Origin of the sequence: Kitasatospora sp. NPDC048545 (assembly GCF_040651155.1) — a bacterium.
Lineage (GTDB): Bacteria > Actinomycetota > Actinomycetes > Streptomycetales > Streptomycetaceae > Kitasatospora.
Genome location: NZ_JBEZIQ010000023.1, coordinates 41,125 through 58,442 on the forward strand (window position 1 = coordinate 41,125; position 17,318 = coordinate 58,442).

Below are 17,318 nucleotides of genomic sequence, written 5' to 3' on the forward strand. Positions count from 1 at the left end.
CACCGGACCGCACCGGACCACGCCGACCGCGGTGGCGTCACGAGGTCGGCGGGTGGGCGCGGGTGCTGCGGTCAGGCGGCGAGTTCGCCGGCCTGGAGCTGCCAGAGGGATGCGTAGAGTCCGTGCCGGGCGACGAGTTCGTCGTGGGTGCCCTGTTCGGCGACGATGCCGCCCTTGTCCAGGACGTAGATCCGGTCGGCGTGGCGGACGGTGGAGAGCCGGTGGGCGATGATGACCATCGTCCGGTCGGCCGCGAAGCCGCGGAGCGTGCGTTGGATGGCGGCCTCGGTCTCGTTGTCCACGGCGGAGGTGGCCTCGTCCAGGATCACGACCGGTGCATCCTTGAGGATCGCCCGTGCCAGGGCGATCCGTTGCCGCTGGCCGCCGGAGAGCGCGGCGCCGCGTTCGCCGATCAGGGTGTCGTAGCCGTCCGGCAGCGTCGAGATGAAGGTGTGTGCCTCGGCCATCGTGGCCGCTTCGACCACGGCCTCGTCCGAGGCTCCGAAGCGGCCGTAGCGGATGTTGTCGGCGATGCTGCCGTCGAAGAGGAACGGGTCCTGGGCGACGAACCCGATCGCGTGGCGCAGGTCGTGCCGGGGCAGGTCGCGCATGTCCCGCCCGTCGAGCAGCACGCTGCCGGATTCCGCGTCCTGGAAGCGCATCAGCAGCTTGGCGACCGTCGTCTTGCCGGAGCCGGTGGCGCCGACGAGGGCGGTGGTCCGCCCGGCGGGGATGGTCAGCGAGAGGTCGTCGAGCGCCGGCGGCCGACCCGGGTAGGCGAAGGTCACCCCGTCGAGGACGATCTCGCCCTGGACCTTCTCGACGTCGAGCGGTCCGCCGGTGCCCTCGGCCTCGACGGGCAGGGCCCGCAGCCGCTGGACCCGGTCGTGGGCGGCGAGGGTGCGCTGGTACTGGTCGACGATGCCGCCGAGCCGGTTCATCCGGAACAGCACCATCTGCGGCAGCCCGATCAACGGGCTGAACACCTCGAAGCGCAGGGTGCCGTTGAGCACCGAGCGGCCGCCGACCAGCAGGGTGCCGGCCATGGAGGCGGTCGTGCAGGCCCGGACGGTCTCGGCGTGGCGGATCGTGCTCCGGGCGGTCTGCTGGTTGCTCGCCTGGACTTCCTCGCTCAACCGGTCGATGCGCTCGGCCTCGTAGTCCTCGGTGCAGAAGCTCTTGACGGTGGCACCGGCCTCCAGCGTGTTGACCAGCTGGCTGTGCAGCCTGGCCCGGTTCTCGCCGGAGACGGCGTAGTCGCCCGCGACCCTGTCCTGGTAGTGGAGCGACAGCCAGGCGATGACGGGGATGGGCAGGAAGGCGATCCAGGCGATCTGCGGCGCCATCAGCAGGAACACCGGTACCAGGATGGCCAGGCTGGTCCCCAGGTGCAGCACGTCGTTGGCCGAGGTGGCGAAGAACGTGCCCAGCTGGCTGACGTCCTCGGTGAGCGCACCGGCGACCCGGCTGGTCCGCTCGCCCTCCAGGTGCCGCAGTTCGAGGTGCTGCACGTGGGCGTACGTCCGGCTGCGCCAGTCGTGCTCGATGTCCTGGCCGAGCCCGCGCCACTGGAGGTTCGACGCGTACGACAGACCCGCTACGGCGGCGCAGGCGGCCGCCACCAGCCCGGCCAGTCCCCAGAGTTGGGCGGATGCGGTGGTCAGGCCGAGGTGGACCAGCGGCGCCGCCTCGCCCTTGATGAGCACCAGTCCCGTCCAGCCGAGGAAGGTGCCCAGCGCCATCTCCGAGACCTGGCAGGCGACCGAGAGCGCGGAGGCGCGGTAGAGCCGCTTCCGGTGCGGTCCGACGATCTCCAGCAGGGGGTGGCGTGCGGCTTCGGCCCCGGACAGGTCCCGGGTCGTCCCGACCGTTCTGCGCCAGGACTTCCGGACGACGGCCGCGGTCGCGGCCGCGACCCCGCCGAGCGCCACCAGCTGCCTGCTCAGCGCCGACCCGCGGATCAGTGCGATGCCGGCCGCCACACCGCCGCCGACGGCGAGGACGGGGCGCACGACGAGGCCGCGGTCCGGACGTGCGGCCGGTTCACCGGCCGGGCGGGCGGGTGCCGGAGGTCGTGTCCTGGCCGGTCCTTCCGCGACCAGGGCGACCGCCCTGCGCACGATCCGGCCGATGTCCGCGGCGGGTACCCGTACGTCGTGTCGGACGAGGACGCCGCCGGTGACGGGGTTGGCCTGGGCCGCGGTGATCCCGGGGACGCGGCGCAGGGCCGCGGCGAGGACTTCGGCCGTCCTGGGCCGCCCGATAACCAGCTTGACGTCCCAGCGCTGGCGGCCCGGAATGACCGAGCGCGGGCTCGCGTCCGAATCCACGGGGCCGAATCCGGCTGCGGCACCCAGCAGAGATGGCATGTGTACGATCACCTGTTTGCGGAGGTCGCAGGCAATCCGTCGACGGGCACGGCGGAATCGTGCGCACGGCGGAGTTACTGCGACGGAGTGGAAAGTCCGAAGGAGGGCGGAGATTCGGCCGAAAGGCCCACGGCCGGCCGCCGCGAGGGCTCGTCATCCGAGACCGGTCGGAGGACTCGCCCGGGCGGCGGGCCGGGCCGCGAATCAGGGGGTCATTGCGCCTTGCCGGCGCCGGCGCCGGCGGTCGCGCGGATCTTCGGAGTCCTGGCCTCGCCCTCGACCCGGTCGGCGGCGTCCTCCTTCTCGCCGTTCGAGGCCGAGTTCTTCTCACCGTTCGAGGCCGCATTCTCGGCGGGCCGGTGGCCGTCACCGGAGGCGATCTGCGCCGCCACCATGTCGGCGGCCACCTCGGCCGCGAGGTCGTGGATGTTCTCCCCGGCCTCGTGGGCCGCCTTCTTCACCTCCATGACAACACCGACGGACGTCTTGACGACACCTCGCACCAGCGGCTTGAGGAGACGCTTCGCCAGGGGCGCGACGATGAGACCGATCAGGAACGGCGGAACTACGGGCGGCATGATGCTCCAACCTCTCTACGCAGACGTATGACAGGGGACTCCGGGCACTGCGGACTCCGGAGCGCGCACAGCGGGACGGACGGAAGCACCCGTTTCCGGAATTCTCGATTCCCGCGCCGGATTTCCCGCCGGGTCGAATTCCTCGTCGAGAGGGGTGTACCGACCGTTCCCCGATCACCGTAGTCCAGTCCTGTCCATCGAGACCAAACAGTCCTCGCCGGTTTCACTCGTGCGAGTGCCATCCGGTGTCCGGGCCGCAACGAATTGGCCGGAGGGTACACATCAAGCGAAGCGATATTCCTATCACCCGACTTCTAGAGACCGCCGTCGTGCCGCGTTCCGAGTTCTCTCGCCACCCTTCGACGCAGGGCGGGGAACGGCAGCGCCCCGCCTCCCAGCACCGCCTCGTGGAAGGCACGCACGTCGAACCCGGCACCCAGGTCCGCCTCGGCCCGCGCCCGCAGCCCGCCGAACTCCAGGTAGCCCGCGCGGTAGGACAGCGCCTGCCCCGGCAGGTCCGTCGAGTACCGCAACAGGTCGGAGGCGATCTGGCCGTCCGCCTCGGTGGAGTTGGCCCGCATGAAGTCCCGGGCCTGCGCGAGGCTCATCGTCCCGAGGTTGAGCCCGGTGTCCACCACGAGCCGCTGCGCGGTGAACCGCTCCTGCGCGAGGCGCCCGTACGCGTCCCACGGGTCGTCGTAGAGCCCCATCTCCCAGCCGAGCCCCGCCGCGTACTCGGCCCAGCCCTCGCTGAACGCACCGAACTCGGCGGCCTCACGCCGCAGTCGCGGCAGTGAGCGGTCCTCCGCCTGACGGGCGAGGTGGAAGTGGTGCCCCGGCGCCAGCTCGTGGTAGATCAGGGAGGCCGAGCCGATCAGCGATCTGCCGTCCAGACCCGACCCGTTGTAGCGGTAACGCCCGACCGGACTCGCCGCGGTCGGCAGCTCGTAGTACCCGAAGGTCATCCCCGACTCCAGCGCCGGGTCCAACCGGGCCAGCCCGTACGGGGCGGCCGGCACGGTGGCGAACCATCTCGGCAGCAGTGGGGCCAGCCGGTCGAGGTGGCCGCGGAACCGGGCCTCGACCTCCTCGGGCGTCCGGGCGTACAGCCGGGGCTCGGACCTGAGCCGCTCGTGGAACTCGGCCTCGGAGCCGTGGAAGCCCAGGGTCGCGCGCACCTCCCGCATCCGCTCGGCGAGTTCGCGGCACTGGTCGCGGCCGAGCTCGTGCAGCCGCTCGGGCGGGGTGTCGCCCCCGGTGCCGGTCCGGACGAAGTCCCGGTACGCCTCCTCGCCGCCCTCGTAGCGCGCCCAGCCGACCTCCTGCGGCGCCGTGCCCGGATCGGCCGGGTCGTCGACGAGGCCGAGCAGCCGGTCGAAGGCCGGCGTCAACTCCCTCTCCACCAGCCGCCGTACGCCGTCCCGGAGGCGTCCGCGCTCGGCCGGCCCCAGGCCACCGAGCCGGTCGTCCGCCACCGTCACCCTGCGCGCCGCGGAGGACCGCAGGCCCTCGACCGTGGCCCGCACTCCGGCCAGGGCGGGTGCGGGCACCCGAAAGCCGCGCGCGGCCTGTCCGACCACCTTGTCGCCGATCGAGCCGACCACGCCCGCCAGTTCGCGCACCAGCGTCAGGTAGCGCCCGGTGTCGGCCCGTTCGGCGAACCGGAAGGGGCCCAGGACCGCGTCGAGGTACAGCGACAGCGGGAACAGCCGGTACGGCGTGACGGCGGGCGTCAGCCAGTACCACCGGCGGGAGCGCAGTTCCTGCTCCGCCAGCGCCGCGAGAACGGCCGCGGTGTCGGCGTCGGCACCGGACAGCTCCGCACCGTCGAGCCCCCGGACCCGCTCCAGCACGCCCGCCGCGAGCCGCGCCCGTTCCTCGGCCTCGGCGAGCGACACTCCCGGCAGCGTCTCGACCGGGAGCCCCTGGCGGACTCGCAGCAACGGGTCCCGCTCCAGCAGGAACTCCCAGTAGCGGTCCGCCAGGTGACCGACCTCGCGACCCGGTTCGTTCGTCCTCATGTCGACATCCTGGCCGTGCCGGACCGTCAGGTCACCCGGTCGGCGACACACAGGCGGCGACACCCCTCGAACGAGTGAATCAGAACCTCCGCCCCCACCGTCACGCGCCGTCGCCGACCGCTCCCACCCAGGCCAGCGGCGACTCCCCTGATTCGAACACCGCTTCCCTGCGGGCGAGTTGAATCGCCACCGCCAATTCCCGGTGGCACCATGGCGGCATGCCCCGTCGCCCCCTGCCGGTCGCCCTGACAGGCGCCATGACCGCTGCGGCCGTCGCGCTGAGCGGCTGCGGCGGAGCCGCACCGTCCTCGACGACCACACCGCTCGTGGACCGCGGGACCGTCCGGATCGCGGCGGCCGCCGAGACCCCGAGCTTCGACCCGTACACCGCCTTCGGCGCTGCGCAGGCCCGCTACGCCTACGACTCGCTGGTCAACATCACCGCCGACGGCACGGTGGTCACCGGCCTCGCCTCGTCGTGGCAGGCCACGACCACCACCGCCACCTTCACCCTCCGCCCGGGCGTCACCTGCTCCGACGGCACTCCCCTCACCGCCTCGGCGGTGGCCCGGGCGCTCACCTACGCGGGCGACCCGGCCAACCAGCTCCCCGGCGCCCGGACCGTCCTCCCGAACGTCCCGTTCACCGTCGGCGCCGACGACCGGACCGGCACGGTGTCCGCGACCACCACCGGCCCCTTCCCGTTCCTCACCCGCACCCTCGGACTGCTGCCGATCGTCTGCCCCGCCGGACTCGACCGGCCCGAGGCGCTGGACCGCACCACCCGGGGCACCGGCCCCTACCTGCTGACCCGCTACACCCCCGGCGGACCGTACGAGTTCACCGTCCGCGAGGGGTACGCCTGGGGCCCGGACGGTGCGACCACCGCAGAGCCCGGCCTTCCGGCCCGCATCGTCCTCTCGGTGGTGCCCCAGGCCTCCACCGCGGCCAACCTGCTGCTCACCGGCGGTGTCGACATCGCGGACGTGAACGGGCCGGACCGCGCCCGTCTCACCGGCCACGGCCTGGCCACCACCGACGTGGCGACCGTGGTCGGGCTGACCTTCTTCAACCAGCGCCCCGGCCGGGCCCTCGCCGACCCGGCGCTGCGCCGCGCCCTGGTCTCCGGGCTCGACCGGCAGGGGCTCGCCAACGTCGCCGTCGGCGGCACCGGCCGGCCCGCCACCGACTTCGGCGCCGAGGGCGCCGTCTGCCACGCCGACCTCGCCGCCGACCTGCCCGCACAGGACGCCGCCGGGGCGCTGCGGGCCGCCGGCTGGACCCGCACCGGCAACGGCCCGCTCACCAAGGACGGCCGACCGCTCCGCCTCCGCCTGATCACCAGCCCCGACCTCGGACCGACCCTGCCGTCCGTCGCCGAGCTGATGTCCCGGGAATGGACAGCGCTCGGCGCACAGGTCGACCTCGTCACCGAGAGCCTGCCCGCACTCGTCAACGCCATGTACCGGAGCGGCGAGTTCGACGTGGTGGTCGGCACCTCGCCGGGCTTCGCCCTGCCGGTCGGCTTCATCCCGTTCTTCTCCGGCCCCGCCCCCGCCCAGGGCCTCAACTTCGCGGGCGTGACCAACCCCGAGTACGACGCGCTGGTCGCCCAGGCGCTCCAGGAGACCGACACGGCCGGCTGCGTCACCTGGAACCGGGCCTCCGCCGCGCTCCTCCGCTCGGCCGACGGCCTGCCGATCGCCGACGGGCGGAGCAGCGTGTACGGCTACCGCACCACGTTCTCCACGACCTTCGGCGGCCAGATCGTCCCCACCAGCATCCGCCTCCACCAGTGACCGAGGGAGCCACCGTGTCCGTACCCCAGCTGCTACGGCACCCGTGGACGGCGTTCCTCGGCCGCCGCACCGCCCGGCTGCTGCTCTCCCTCGGGGTCGTGCTCACCGCGTCGTTCGCGATGATCCGCCTCGTCCCCGGGGACCCGGTCCGCGCCGCGCTCGGTGTCGACGCCGCCCCGGGCCTGGTGGCCGCCCGCAGGCACAGCCTCGGCCTCGACGCGCCCTTCCTGTCCCAGTACCGGCACTACGTCGGTGGCCTCGTGCACGGCGACCTCGGCACCTCCCTGGTCACCGGGACACCGGTCGCGGAGCTGGTCCGCACCCGGCTGCCGGCCACCCTGGAGATCGCCGGCCTGGCCTTCCTGGTCACCCTCGCCGTCGCCCTGCCCTGCGGTCTGCTGGCTGCCGTCCGCACCCGCGACGGACGGCATCCGCGCACCGAGCTGGTGTTCACCGCGGTCACCGCCGCCCTGGCCGGGGTACCGGACTTCGTGCTGGCCGCCGGGCTCACCGCGCTGCTGGCCGTCGGCCTGCAGCTGCTCCCGGTGGCGGGCGCGGCGGGCGTCGAGTCCTTCGTCCTGCCGGTCCTCGCGCTCTCCCTCGCGCCCACCGTCGTCCTGGTGCGCATCGTCCGGGTGGAGACCCTGAAGGTGCTGAGCGAGGACTACATGCGCACCGCCCGGAGCAAACGGCTGTCCCCCGCCCGCCGTTACCTGCGGCACGCCGCGCCGAACACCGCGACCGCCGCGCTCACCGTCGCCGGGAGCCTGCTGCCCGCCCTGATCGCCGGCACCGTGCTGGTGGAGAAGGTGTTCGCCTGGCCCGGCATCGGTTCGGCGATGGCACAGTCCGTCGTCGCGCAGGACTACCCGGTCGTCCAGGCGATGGTGCTGGTGCTGGGTACCACCGTGCTGCTCGCCGGCCTCCTGGTCGACGTGCTGCTGGCCGTGCTCGACCCCCGTTCGGCGATCCGGGAGATCTGACCATGCCCCGTCCACTCGGACGCCGACGCTCACTCATGGCCCGGATCACGGCGGCCATGTTGGGCTCGCTGGTCGTGCTCGCGCTGGTCGGCCCGCTCGTCCGGGGCGAGGCGGCGGACCTCCCGGACCCCTCCGCGGTGCTCCAGGGCCCCTCAGTGGCGCACCCGTTCGGCACCGACAACCTCGGCCGGGACCTGCTGGCCCGGGTCCTGACGGCGACCCGGCCCTCCCTGCTGCTCGCGCTGACGGCGGTCCTGCTCGGCGCCGCCGGGGGCGTCCTCCTCGGGGCGTCCACCGCCGTGGTCGGCCCCCGTGCCCGGCGGCTGCTCGCCGGGCTGATCAACCTCCTGCTCGCCTTCCCGGCGCTCCTGGTCGCGATGTTCCTCGCGGTCGTGTTCGGCGCGGGCGCCGGCGGGGCGGTGCTCGCCCTCGCCGTCGCGGGCGTCCCCGGATTCGCCCGGCTCGCCCAGACCCTCGCCGCCGGCGTGGCGGGCACCGACCACCTGGCCGCCGCCCGGGTCCTCGGCCTGCGCCGACACCGGCTGCTGTGGCGGCACGTCCTGCCCAACATCGCCGAGCCACTGCTGCTGAGCACCACCACGGCGGCGGGCACCGCCCTCGTCGCGCTCTCCGGGCTGAGCTTCCTCGGCCTCGGCGTCCAGCCGCCCGACTACGACTGGGGGCAGTTGCTCAACCAGGGGCTCGACCGCATCTACGTCGAGCCCCTGCCCGCACTCGCCCCGGGCCTGGCCATCCTCTACGCGGCCCTGACCTTCCAACTGCTCGGCGAGGTCCTCGCCGCAGGCGTCGCCCGGCGGAGCCCAGCCCGCCGTACGCCCGCGCCACGGCTCTCCCCGAGCGGTCCGGCCGGGGACGGCCTGGTGCTCCAGGTCGAGGACCTCCACGTCGAACTCCCCACGCCGGACGGGGTGATCCGGCCGGTGCGCGGTGTGAGCCTGTCGCTCCGGCCGGGCGAGATCGTCGGGCTCGTCGGCGAGTCGGGCTCGGGCAAGTCACTCACCGCGCTCGCCATCGCCGACCTGCTCCCGGACGAGGCCCGGGTGTCCCGACGCACTCTCCGCGTGCTCGGCGCCGACCTCGCCGCCATGACACCCGGGGAGCGCGACCACCACCTCGCGACGGGCCTCGCAATGATCTTCCAGAACCCGGCCTCGGCGCTCAACCCGTCCCTGCGGGTCGCCACCCAGCTCACCGAGTCCGTCCGGGCGCATCGCGGCGCGAGCCGCACTCAGGCCCTCGCGGAAGCCGCGAACGCCCTGCACCGGGTCGCGCTCCCCCCGGCACTGCTGCACTCGCGCCCCCACCAGCTCTCCGGCGGCCAGCGCCAGCGCGTGATGATCGCGGCCGGACTGATGGTCCGGCCGGGCCTGATCATCGCCGACGAGCCGACCACCGCGCTCGACGTCACCGTGCAGCGGCAGATCACCGGGCTGCTGTCCGAGATCCGGCAGGCCACCTCCGCCGCGGTCCTGTTCATCAGCCACGACATCGCGCTCGTGGGCGAGTTCTGCGAACGGGTCCTGGTGATGTACGCGGGCACGATCGTCGAGGCGCTACCCGCCGACCGCCTCGCCACCGGAGCCCGGCACCCCTACACCCGCGCGTTGGTCGCCTCGGTGCCGGACCTCGGCGCGGACCGCGACCGGCCGCTGCCGACCGTGGAGGGCGCGCCGCCCGACCCGCTCGCGCCCGCCCCGGGCTGCCCGTTCGAACCCCGCTGCCCGAGCCGCCGGAGCCGCTGCGCCGAGCAGGCCCCGCCACTGGACGACCTCGACGCGGCGCACCGGCTCGCCTGCTGGAACCCGGTACCGGTGACGGTCGAGGCGGTGAAGCCGTGACCACCCTTCAGCTCCGCGACCTCACCGTCCGCCGTCACGGCCCGCGCGGCCCGGTCACCGCCGTGGACGGCGTCTGCCTGGACGTACCGTCCGGCAGCACCCTCGGGCTGGTCGGCGAGTCCGGCTCGGGAAAGTCCAGCCTGGCCCGGGCCGTCGTCGGTCTCACCCCGGTGCACGGGGGCCGGGTCCTGCTCGACGGCCGGGAGGTCCGTGTCCGCACCGTACGCGACCGGCGGCGGCTCGGCCGGCTGGTCCAGGTCGTCCTCCAGGACCCGGACACCGCACTGGACCCCAGGATGACGGTCCGTCAGACCCTGGTCGAGGCGGCCACCGTCTTCCACCGGCTCGACCGGCCGGCCCGCATCGAGCGCGTCACCGCCCTGCTCGAACTCGTCGGCCTGGACCCCCGGTTCGCGGACCGCCTGCCCCGCCAGTTGTCCGGCGGCCAGCGCCAGCGGGTCGCCGTCGCCCGCGCCCTGGCCGTCGGACCGCGCCTGCTGATCGCCGACGAGATCACCTCGGCCCTCGACGTCTCGGTGCAGGCGGCCGTCCTCAACACGATCCGCGACCTCCAGCGACGGCTCGGCCTGTCGATGCTGTTCATCGGCCACAACCTGCCCGCGGTCTGCCACGTCTCCGACGCGGTGGCGGTGATGCGGCACGGCCGGATCGTCGAGACCGCCCCCACCGACGCCATCCTGTGCACCCCGCAACACCCCTACACCCGGACGCTGCTCGACTCCGTACCGAACCTGAGGAGGGTCCGATGACCACCCGCCAACCGGACGCCGTCGTGGTCGGAGCCGGAGTGATCGGTTCGGCCGTCGCCCTCGAACTCGCCCGCACCGGGCGGCAGGTGGTCGTCGTGGACAAGGCGGGCGCTGCCGGACACGGCTCCACCAGCGCTTCCAGTGCGATCGTCCGGTTCAACTACTCCACCTTCGACGGCGTCGCCACGGCCTGGGAGGCCCAGCACCTCTGGACGTCCTGGACCGACCACCTGCGGCTTCCCGGCCGCAGCCCGCTCGCCGCCTTCCACCGCACCGGCGCCGTACTGCTCGACTCCCCCCTCGCCGCGCCCTCCGACGTCGCCGCCCTGTTCGACCGCGCCGGCGTCCCGTACGAACGCTGGGACGCCTCCGCGCTGCGCCGTCACCTGCCCGGGATCGACCCCGGCCGGTACTGGCCGCCGAAGCCGGTGGACGACGACGCCTTCTTCGCCGGCCCGTCCGGCGAGCTCGGCGCCCTGTTCACCCCGGACGCCGGGTACGTCGACGACCCGCAGCTCGCCGCCCAGAACCTCGCGGACGCGGCGGGCGAACTCGGCACGCGCTTCCTGTTCCACCGCACCGTGGTGGCCGTCGACCGGCACGCGGACCGGGTGGCGGGCATCCGCCTGGCCGACGGCGAGCGGATCGCCGCGCCGGTCGTGGTCAACGCCGCCGGCCCGTGGTCGGGCGGCCTCAACCGACTGGCGGGGGTCGGCGGCGACTTCACGATCGGCGTGCGGCCGCTGCGCGAGGAGGTCCACCAGGTCGCCGTGGGCGGCCACGCCGCCGGCCCCGGTCCCGTGGTCGCCGACCTCGACCTCGGCACCTACCTGCGCCCCGCCCCCGACGGGCACCTCCTGGTCGGCGGGACCGAGCCGGACTGCGACCCGCACGAGTGGATCGACGATCCGGACGAGGCCGACCCCCGCCCCACCGCCCAGCGGTTCCGGGCCCAGGTCACCCGGGCCGCACGCCGCTTCCCGGAGATCGGCGTCCCCAACCGGCCGCTCGGGGTCGCGGGGGTGTACGACGCCGCCGACGACTGGACCCCGATCTACGACCGCACCGCCCTCAGCGGCTACTACGTCGCCATGGGCACCAGCGGCAACCAGTTCAAGAACGCCCCACTGGTGGGCCGCTTCCTCGCGGCCCTGATCGGCCTGGTCGAAGCCGGCCACGACCATGACGGCGACCCGGTCCGCTACCGCTGCGAGCACACCGGCAACACCGTGGACCTGGGCTCCTTCTCCCGCCGACGCGCGCTCCGAGCGGACTCCGCGCGGACGGTCATGGGCTGATCACCCGCAGCTCCCGCACCAGGTCTCCGACCACGCCGACGACGAACTCGGGCGCCTCGTGCGGGAAGTCGTGGCCCGTCCCCTCCGGCGTGTGCACCAGTCGCGACGCCGTCGACGCCGCCAGGTACCGAACCCTGCTGCGGAGGTAAAAGCGGCTGATCCGCTCGGCCTCGACCGCGTCCCGGGCGCCGGCCAGCACCGCCTCACCGCCGATGAGGTCCCGCGGTATCACCAACACCAGCGGCAGGTCTCCGAGATCCCCGTCGTACACCACGGTCTCCCAGCCCACCCGCGCCAAGCCGGCCGGCGTGAGCTCCCCGAAGGCGGACCCGGCGGCGCACAGCGGCCCGGTCCGCCCGCCACGGCCACGGTGCGCACCGAACAGCTGCCGCACCGCAGCCAGCAGGAGGCCGCGGCGCATCGCCGCGAGCTGCCCGTCGGGCGGCGCGAAGGCGATGACCTCCAGCGGCGTCGGATCCAGCAGCACGAGCCCGGCCACCAGCTCCGGCCGACGCCTGGCCACGTTCGCGACCAGTAACCCACCGAAGGAATGACCGACGAACACGAACGGAGCCCGCTCGCCCGCCGCCGCCAGCGCTGCCGGCAACTCCTCCGCCTCGGCCGCCGTCGTCCGCGGGAAGGGCCCGACGTCGCTCCAGCCCGTCCCGAGGCGGTCGACCAGCACCGACCGGGCCCGGGCCGACAGCATCGTGTGCAGTTCCCGGAAGTCCTCGCCGGGGGCGTGCCCGCCGGGCATCCAGACCACCGTCGGCCCGGCCCCGGCCTCCCCCTCGGCGAGGACGTGCATCCGGTGACCCCCCACGTCGACCAGCCGCCCCGGCGGCGGGTTCTCCCGCCCCTCCCGGGCCGTCAGCACCACGTGTCGCACGGCTCCCACCGCCAGCAGCACGCCGACCGCCATCGCCACGCCACCGAGCGCCACCGCCCATGCCGGCCCCACCCCGACGAGGCCACCGCCCACTCCCACCACCACCAGCGCGACCGGCACCCCCAGCCAGTCCCGGCTCAGCAGCGCGAGAAAGGAGTTCGCCACCTGCCCGTTCCGTCGCATCGGTCCTCCGCGACAGCAGCGTCCGCCGACTGCCCCCTGCCCGTCTCTTTCCCGCCCGCTCGCCCCCTCACCCGCCCGCTCTCCCCGTCACCCGGAAGAAGTCCCCCACAGCCCACCAGCACGGATGCCCCGACGCACCCGGGGCTGCGCCGGTCGGCTGACGGCCGGGCACCGCCGTACCGACCGGCCCGTCCGGTCCGCCCGGTCCCCTGGTCCCGGCTCCGTGACCGGCCGAAGATGGCGACATGGGAGCTGACGTCGTGGGTACCGGACTGCTGGTGACGAACGTGCGCGTCTTCGACGGGACCGGCACGGAGCCGGTGCCGGGGCACGTCCGAGTGGAAGGGGACAGGATCGCGGAGGTGGTGCCGGGCCACCCCGTCCCACGCGGCCTCCCCGGCGGCACGGCGGTGCTCGACGGCGGAGGCCGCACCCTCCTCCCCGGCCTCACCGACGCGCACGTCCACCTGTTCGCGATCGGCGGCACCATGGCGGAGCTCCAGCTCGCACCGACCGGTACCGTCTACTACCGGGCGCTGGCCGCGGCCCGCGACATGCTGATGCGCGGCTTCACCACCGTGCGGGACATGGCCGGCGACACCGAACCGCTCCGGCGCGTGCTGGACCTCGGGCTGTTCCCCGGCCCACGGATCTACCCGAGCCAGGCGGCCGTCTCCCAGACCGCCGGCCACGGCGACTTCGGGACGGTCCACGACGCCCCCACCGCCCTGGGCGGGCCACCGGCCCGGAGCGAACAGATCGGGTTCACCCGGGTGGCCGACGGTCCGGAACGGGTGCTCGCCGCGGTGCGCGAACAGCTCAAGAAGGGCGCCACCCAGATCAAGCTGATGGCCGGCGGCGGCGTCATCTCCGAGTTCGACCCGCTGGACGTCCTCCAGTTCACCACGGCCGAACTGGAGGCCGCCGTCGCCGCGGCCTCCGACTGGGGCACCTACGTGACCGTGCACGCCTACACCTCCGAAGGCGTCCGCCGCGCGGTGCAGGCCGGAGTGCGCTGCATCGAGCACGGGCACCTCGTCGACGAGGACACCATCCGCTACCTCGCGGAGCAGGGCGTGTGGCTGAGCACCCAGCCGTTCGCGGTCGACGACCACCACTACGCCTCCGTGGACAGCGACCAAAAGAACCGCGAGGTGTGCGAAGGCGTCGCCCGCACCATCGGCTGGGCGGTGAAACACGGTGTACGGCTGGCCTTCGGCACCGACCTGGTCCTCGACCCCGGGAAGGCCCACCGGCAGAACGAGATGCTCGTCCGGCTCGCCACCCACCTCAGCCCGGCCGAAGCCCTGAGGACGGCCACCTCCGGCAACGCCGAACTCTTCCGCCTGTCCGGCCGCCGTGACCCCTACCGCGCCGCGCCGCTCGGCGTCATCGCGCCGGGAGCATGGGCCGACCTCCTGGTCGTCGACGGCGACCCGACCACCGACCTCTCCGTCCTCGCCGACCCCGGACGCAACCTCCGACTGATCGTCAAGAACGGCGTCGTCCACAAGAACGAACTCGGCTGAGCAGAACGGGCTTCCGCGTCTGCGTGATCGGCTTCGCCGGGCTCCTGCTCGCAGCGGCCGGTGCCCCGATGGTGTGGGTCGTCATCCTGGGCATGGGACTGGGCGCCGGGCAGGCACTGCCCGGCGTGCTCTACGCCCACCTGGACCGCACCACTGACCGCGCTCACCGCCGTCCTGCTCGTGTGCGCAGCGGCGAGCCGGCCGGCCGGCCACGACCCCGAGTGAGCGGCCACCCGGCCCTCCGAGCACACCGCGACGCCGACGCCGGAGCGGACCGCAGGACGCACGGGCGCGGTCGACGTCTGGGTCAGGTTCATCACCTGGTAGCCATGGGTAGGCAAGGGTGCACTGAACGTAGGCGGCAGGAGGGATTCGGAATGAGCGGTCAGCCGGTAGTGGCGACGGACGTCGGCGGTGCCCGGGCTGTGGCACCGTATGACGAGGCCGATGTCATCTTCCACGGCGGTGAGATCGTGACCGTCGCCGCCGACGCGGACGGGTCCGGTCCTGGCCCCGAGGCGGTGGCCGTCAAGGACGGTGTCATCGTCCACGTCGGCACCCACCAGGAGGCCGTCGACCGCTGGCAGGGGCCGCGAACCCAGGCGCGCGACCTCGCCGGCCGCACCCTGCTGCCGGGGTTCATCGACGCCCACGGGCACCTGGGCGGCATCGGGCTGCAGGCCACCCTCGCCAACCTGCTGGCCGCCCCCGACGGGGACGTCACCGACATCGGCTCGCTCCAGGAGAAGCTGCGCGCGTGGGCGCGGACCCCGGTGGGCGCCTTCTCCAAGTGGATCATCGGGTTCGGCTACGACGACGCGATGCTCGCCGAAGGCCGCCACCCCACCCGCGAGGATCTCGACAAGGTGTCCACCACCCGGCCGGTGCTGGCCATCCACCAGTCCTTCCACCTCGGGGCGGTGAACAGCCGCGGCCTGCAGGAGCTGGGCTACACCAGGGCCACGGCGGACCCGGACGGCGGCGTGATCCGCCGCCGATCCGGCCCCCTGGCCCGGCCGTACGGCGAGCCCAACGGCGTGCTGGAGGAGACCGCTTTCACCCCTGCCTCCGAAATGGCCACCAAAGGCCTGCCGTTGACCGCACTGGCCGCCCTCTTCAGCAAGGGCGTGGCGTCGGCCGCGAGGTTCGGCTTCACGACCGTCCAGGAGGGCGGCGCCACGCTGAAGAACCTGAAGGCCCTGCGGGACGCCGCGGCCCTCGTGCCGTTCAAGATCGACGTCGTCGCCTACGCGCGGGCCGACGAGGCGACGGCCTCACTGGAGGAGGACCCGGTCGGCGCGAGCCGGGAGTACCACCGGGGCGTGCGCGCGGCCGGCGTGAAGATGTACCTGGACGGATCCCCGCAGGGCAGGACCGCCTGGCTCACCGAGCCCTACCACGAGCGGCCGGAGGGCACGCCCGAGGGCTACCGCGGCTACCCCACCATCGAGGACCCGAAGGTCGTCCTGGAGCAGGTGCGCACCGCGTACGCCAGGGGCTGGCAGGTGCTCGCGCACGTCAACGGGGACGCCGCGATCGACCAGTTCGTCAAGGCGGTCGGCACCGCCGCCCGGGAGGCCGGACCCGGCGACCGGCGGACGGTGGCGATCCACGCCCAGACCGCCCGCGAGGACCAGGTCGAGGCCTTCGACCGGCTGGGCGTCATCCCGTCCTTCTTCTCCATGCACACCTACTACTGGGGCGACTGGTACCGCAAGACCGTCCTCGGCGAGAAGCGGGCCGCCACCATCTCCCCCGCCCGCTGGGCCGTGGACCGGCGGATGATCTACACCTCGCACCACGACGCCCCGGTCGCCCTGCCCGACTCGATCGCCATCCTCTCCAGCCAGGTCACCCGCCGCACCCGCACCGACCAGGTCGTCCTCGGACCCGAGCAGTGCGTGTCGGCCCTGGACGCGGTCAAGTCCATCACCATCAACGCCGCCCACCAGTACTTCGAGCAGGACCACAAGGGCAGCATCGAGGTCGGCAAGCTCGCCGACCTGGTGATCCTCTCCGCGAACCCGCTGACGATCCCGCCGGACGAGATCAAGGACATCACGGTCACCGAGACCATCAAGCAGGGAACCACCATCCACTCCGTCGCCGCCCCGATCAGCGACGACCCCGAGCCCGGGCTCGAAGTCCCGACCGACTACCAGTGGCACGGCTGCTGCTGACGGCCCCGCAGTCGACGCCCCGGGCTTCCGGCCCGGGGCGCCGCACCGGCCAAGCCCGTTGGCGTCAGCGGACGATTCACCCCACGATCCGGCGCCCCCAGCAAGCCGGATCGCCGCGCCGACCTGAGTGCCCTTCAGGGCAGCAGCGCGATCAGGTCCTTCACCGCCCCCGGAACAGCCTGTACCCGCGGTGCTGGCGCCCGCTCAACGGGATGTCCGTCGACGGAGGCGCCATAGTGTGGCGTATCGCCGCCGTGTAGTAGTCGGCCGGGATCGCACTGGCGTGGTTCATGGCCGCCGGGAAGCCACGCACGTACACCGTCGCATCCGCCAACCGCAGCAGTGCGGCATCGCCGTCGCCGTGCCGCAGATGGCGGGCGGCGTCGGCTACGGCGACCGCGGCGCAGACGTTGAACAGGACGTGGACCTGGTGCCCGATGAGCCACCGAGCACTCCACGCGCTCTCCAACGACACCCCCGCACCAGGCTCGGGGGCGGCCACCGGTGCTGCGGAGTCGGGGCCGGCGCCCGGGGGCGGTCCGCTTCGCCTCGGCAGCGACCCTCGGGCCCGACACCGGAACGGGCCGCCCGCCCCGGGGCTCATGGAAGACAGCGACAGCAGGATGACCGGCAACCGGCAATAAGCCCATGGTTGAAGTGTTTCGCCAGGAACACGCCACACGAAACGCTGATCCGCACGACGATTCCCCTGCGGTGCGCCGGAGTTGGCCGACGATCAGCGGCGGCCGGCCCGGCATGCCCCGCGGGCTCCGGCCGACCCAGGACGGCAGCGCCGCCACCACCGACGGGGAGCGCCAACAGGACTGCTCCTGACCGATGGCCGCTCCCGGCAGGCACAG

12 protein-coding genes are annotated in these 17,318 nt (G+C 73.6%); 7 read left to right on the forward strand and 5 right to left on the reverse strand.

What is annotated here, in order from left to right; translation table 11 throughout:
* Positions 1-71: 71 nt before the first annotated feature.
* The 3 genes from AB0D10_RS22080 to AB0D10_RS22090 form a co-directional block, all read right to left on the reverse strand.
* Positions 72-2,369 carry an ATP-binding cassette domain-containing protein gene (locus AB0D10_RS22080; RefSeq protein ID WP_360258936.1) on the reverse strand — a complete coding sequence of 766 codons (2,298 nt, stop codon included), beginning with the start codon at positions 2,367-2,369 and terminating at the stop codon, positions 72-74.
* A gap of 212 nt (positions 2,370-2,581) precedes the next feature.
* On the reverse strand, positions 2,582-2,947 hold the full coding sequence (locus tag AB0D10_RS22085; RefSeq protein ID WP_360258939.1) for a DUF5132 domain-containing protein: 366 nt from the start codon (positions 2,945-2,947) through the stop codon (positions 2,582-2,584).
* A 314-nt stretch (positions 2,948-3,261) separates the two neighbouring features.
* Positions 3,262-4,968: a DUF885 domain-containing protein gene (locus AB0D10_RS22090; protein WP_360258942.1), complete on the reverse strand. Its 1,707-nt coding sequence runs from the start codon at positions 4,966-4,968 to the stop codon at positions 3,262-3,264.
* Positions 4,969-5,186: 218 nt separating this feature from the next.
* On the opposite strand from AB0D10_RS22090, the gene AB0D10_RS22095 reads away from it, so the two are divergent.
* From AB0D10_RS22095 to AB0D10_RS22115, 5 genes are read left to right on the forward strand one after another with little or no spacing between them, the layout of a single operon-like run.
* Complete coding sequence (locus AB0D10_RS22095; RefSeq protein WP_360258945.1) at positions 5,187-6,767, forward strand: ABC transporter substrate-binding protein; 1,581 nt, start codon at positions 5,187-5,189, stop codon at positions 6,765-6,767.
* 14 nt (positions 6,768-6,781) lie between these two features.
* Entirely contained in the window at positions 6,782-7,750 is a 969-nt protein-coding gene (locus AB0D10_RS22100; RefSeq protein WP_360258948.1) for an ABC transporter permease, read from the forward strand.
* Between the two features lie 2 nt (positions 7,751-7,752).
* Positions 7,753-9,609, forward strand: a complete 1,857-nt coding sequence (locus AB0D10_RS22105) for a dipeptide/oligopeptide/nickel ABC transporter permease/ATP-binding protein (RefSeq protein ID WP_360258951.1) — start codon at positions 7,753-7,755, stop codon at positions 9,607-9,609.
* Positions 9,606-10,379 (forward strand): ATP-binding cassette domain-containing protein, encoded by a 774-nt coding sequence (locus AB0D10_RS22110; protein ID WP_360258954.1) that lies wholly within the window; start codon positions 9,606-9,608, stop codon positions 10,377-10,379. Before AB0D10_RS22105 ends, AB0D10_RS22110 begins: the two co-directional genes overlap by 4 nt.
* Positions 10,376-11,677 carry an FAD-dependent oxidoreductase gene (locus tag AB0D10_RS22115; protein WP_360258956.1) on the forward strand — a complete coding sequence of 434 codons (1,302 nt, stop codon included), beginning with the start codon at positions 10,376-10,378 and terminating at the stop codon, positions 11,675-11,677. Before AB0D10_RS22110 ends, AB0D10_RS22115 begins: the two co-directional genes overlap by 4 nt.
* Here AB0D10_RS22115 and AB0D10_RS22120 read toward each other — a convergent pair.
* The gene (locus AB0D10_RS22120; protein WP_360258958.1) at positions 11,667-12,731 is read right to left on the reverse strand and encodes an alpha/beta hydrolase; all 1,065 of its coding nucleotides are present in this window, start codon (positions 12,729-12,731) and stop codon (positions 11,667-11,669) included. The two genes, AB0D10_RS22115 and AB0D10_RS22120, sit on opposite strands and share 11 nt — an antisense overlap.
* Before the next feature lie 263 nt (positions 12,732-12,994).
* Between AB0D10_RS22120 and AB0D10_RS22125 the strand changes: the two genes are divergently transcribed.
* Positions 12,995-14,278 (forward strand): amidohydrolase family protein, encoded by a 1,284-nt coding sequence (locus tag AB0D10_RS22125; RefSeq protein ID WP_360258960.1) that lies wholly within the window; start codon positions 12,995-12,997, stop codon positions 14,276-14,278.
* Between the two features lie 377 nt (positions 14,279-14,655).
* Positions 14,656-16,458, forward strand: coding sequence for an amidohydrolase (locus AB0D10_RS22130; RefSeq protein ID WP_360258963.1), 1,803 nt, complete (start codon positions 14,656-14,658; stop codon positions 16,456-16,458).
* A 160-nt stretch (positions 16,459-16,618) separates the two neighbouring features.
* Here the strand turns inward: AB0D10_RS22130 and AB0D10_RS22135 are convergent, their stop codons facing one another.
* Positions 16,619-16,933: a hypothetical protein gene (locus AB0D10_RS22135; protein WP_360258966.1), complete on the reverse strand. Its 315-nt coding sequence runs from the start codon at positions 16,931-16,933 to the stop codon at positions 16,619-16,621.
* Positions 16,934-17,318 lie beyond the last annotated feature (385 nt).

Excerpts from the sequence above, each read along its gene's own strand:
- AB0D10_RS22080 (WP_360258936.1), bottom strand. The coding sequence starts at position 2,369 with ATGCCATCTCTGCTGGGTGCCGCAGCCGGATTCGGCCCCGTGGATTCG.
- AB0D10_RS22085 (WP_360258939.1), bottom strand. The coding sequence starts at position 2,947 with ATGCCGCCCGTAGTTCCGCCGTTCCTGATCGGTCTCATCGTCGCGCCC.
- AB0D10_RS22090 (WP_360258942.1), bottom strand. The coding sequence starts at position 4,968 with ATGAGGACGAACGAACCGGGTCGCGAGGTCGGTCACCTGGCGGACCGC.
- AB0D10_RS22095 (WP_360258945.1), top strand. The coding sequence starts at position 5,187 with ATGCCCCGTCGCCCCCTGCCGGTCGCCCTGACAGGCGCCATGACCGCT.
- AB0D10_RS22105 (WP_360258951.1), top strand. The coding sequence starts at position 7,753 with ATGCCCCGTCCACTCGGACGCCGACGCTCACTCATGGCCCGGATCACG.
- AB0D10_RS22115 (WP_360258956.1), top strand. The coding sequence starts at position 10,376 with ATGACCACCCGCCAACCGGACGCCGTCGTGGTCGGAGCCGGAGTGATC.
- AB0D10_RS22125 (WP_360258960.1), top strand. The coding sequence starts at position 12,995 with ATGGGAGCTGACGTCGTGGGTACCGGACTGCTGGTGACGAACGTGCGC.
- AB0D10_RS22130 (WP_360258963.1), top strand. The coding sequence starts at position 14,656 with ATGAGCGGTCAGCCGGTAGTGGCGACGGACGTCGGCGGTGCCCGGGCT.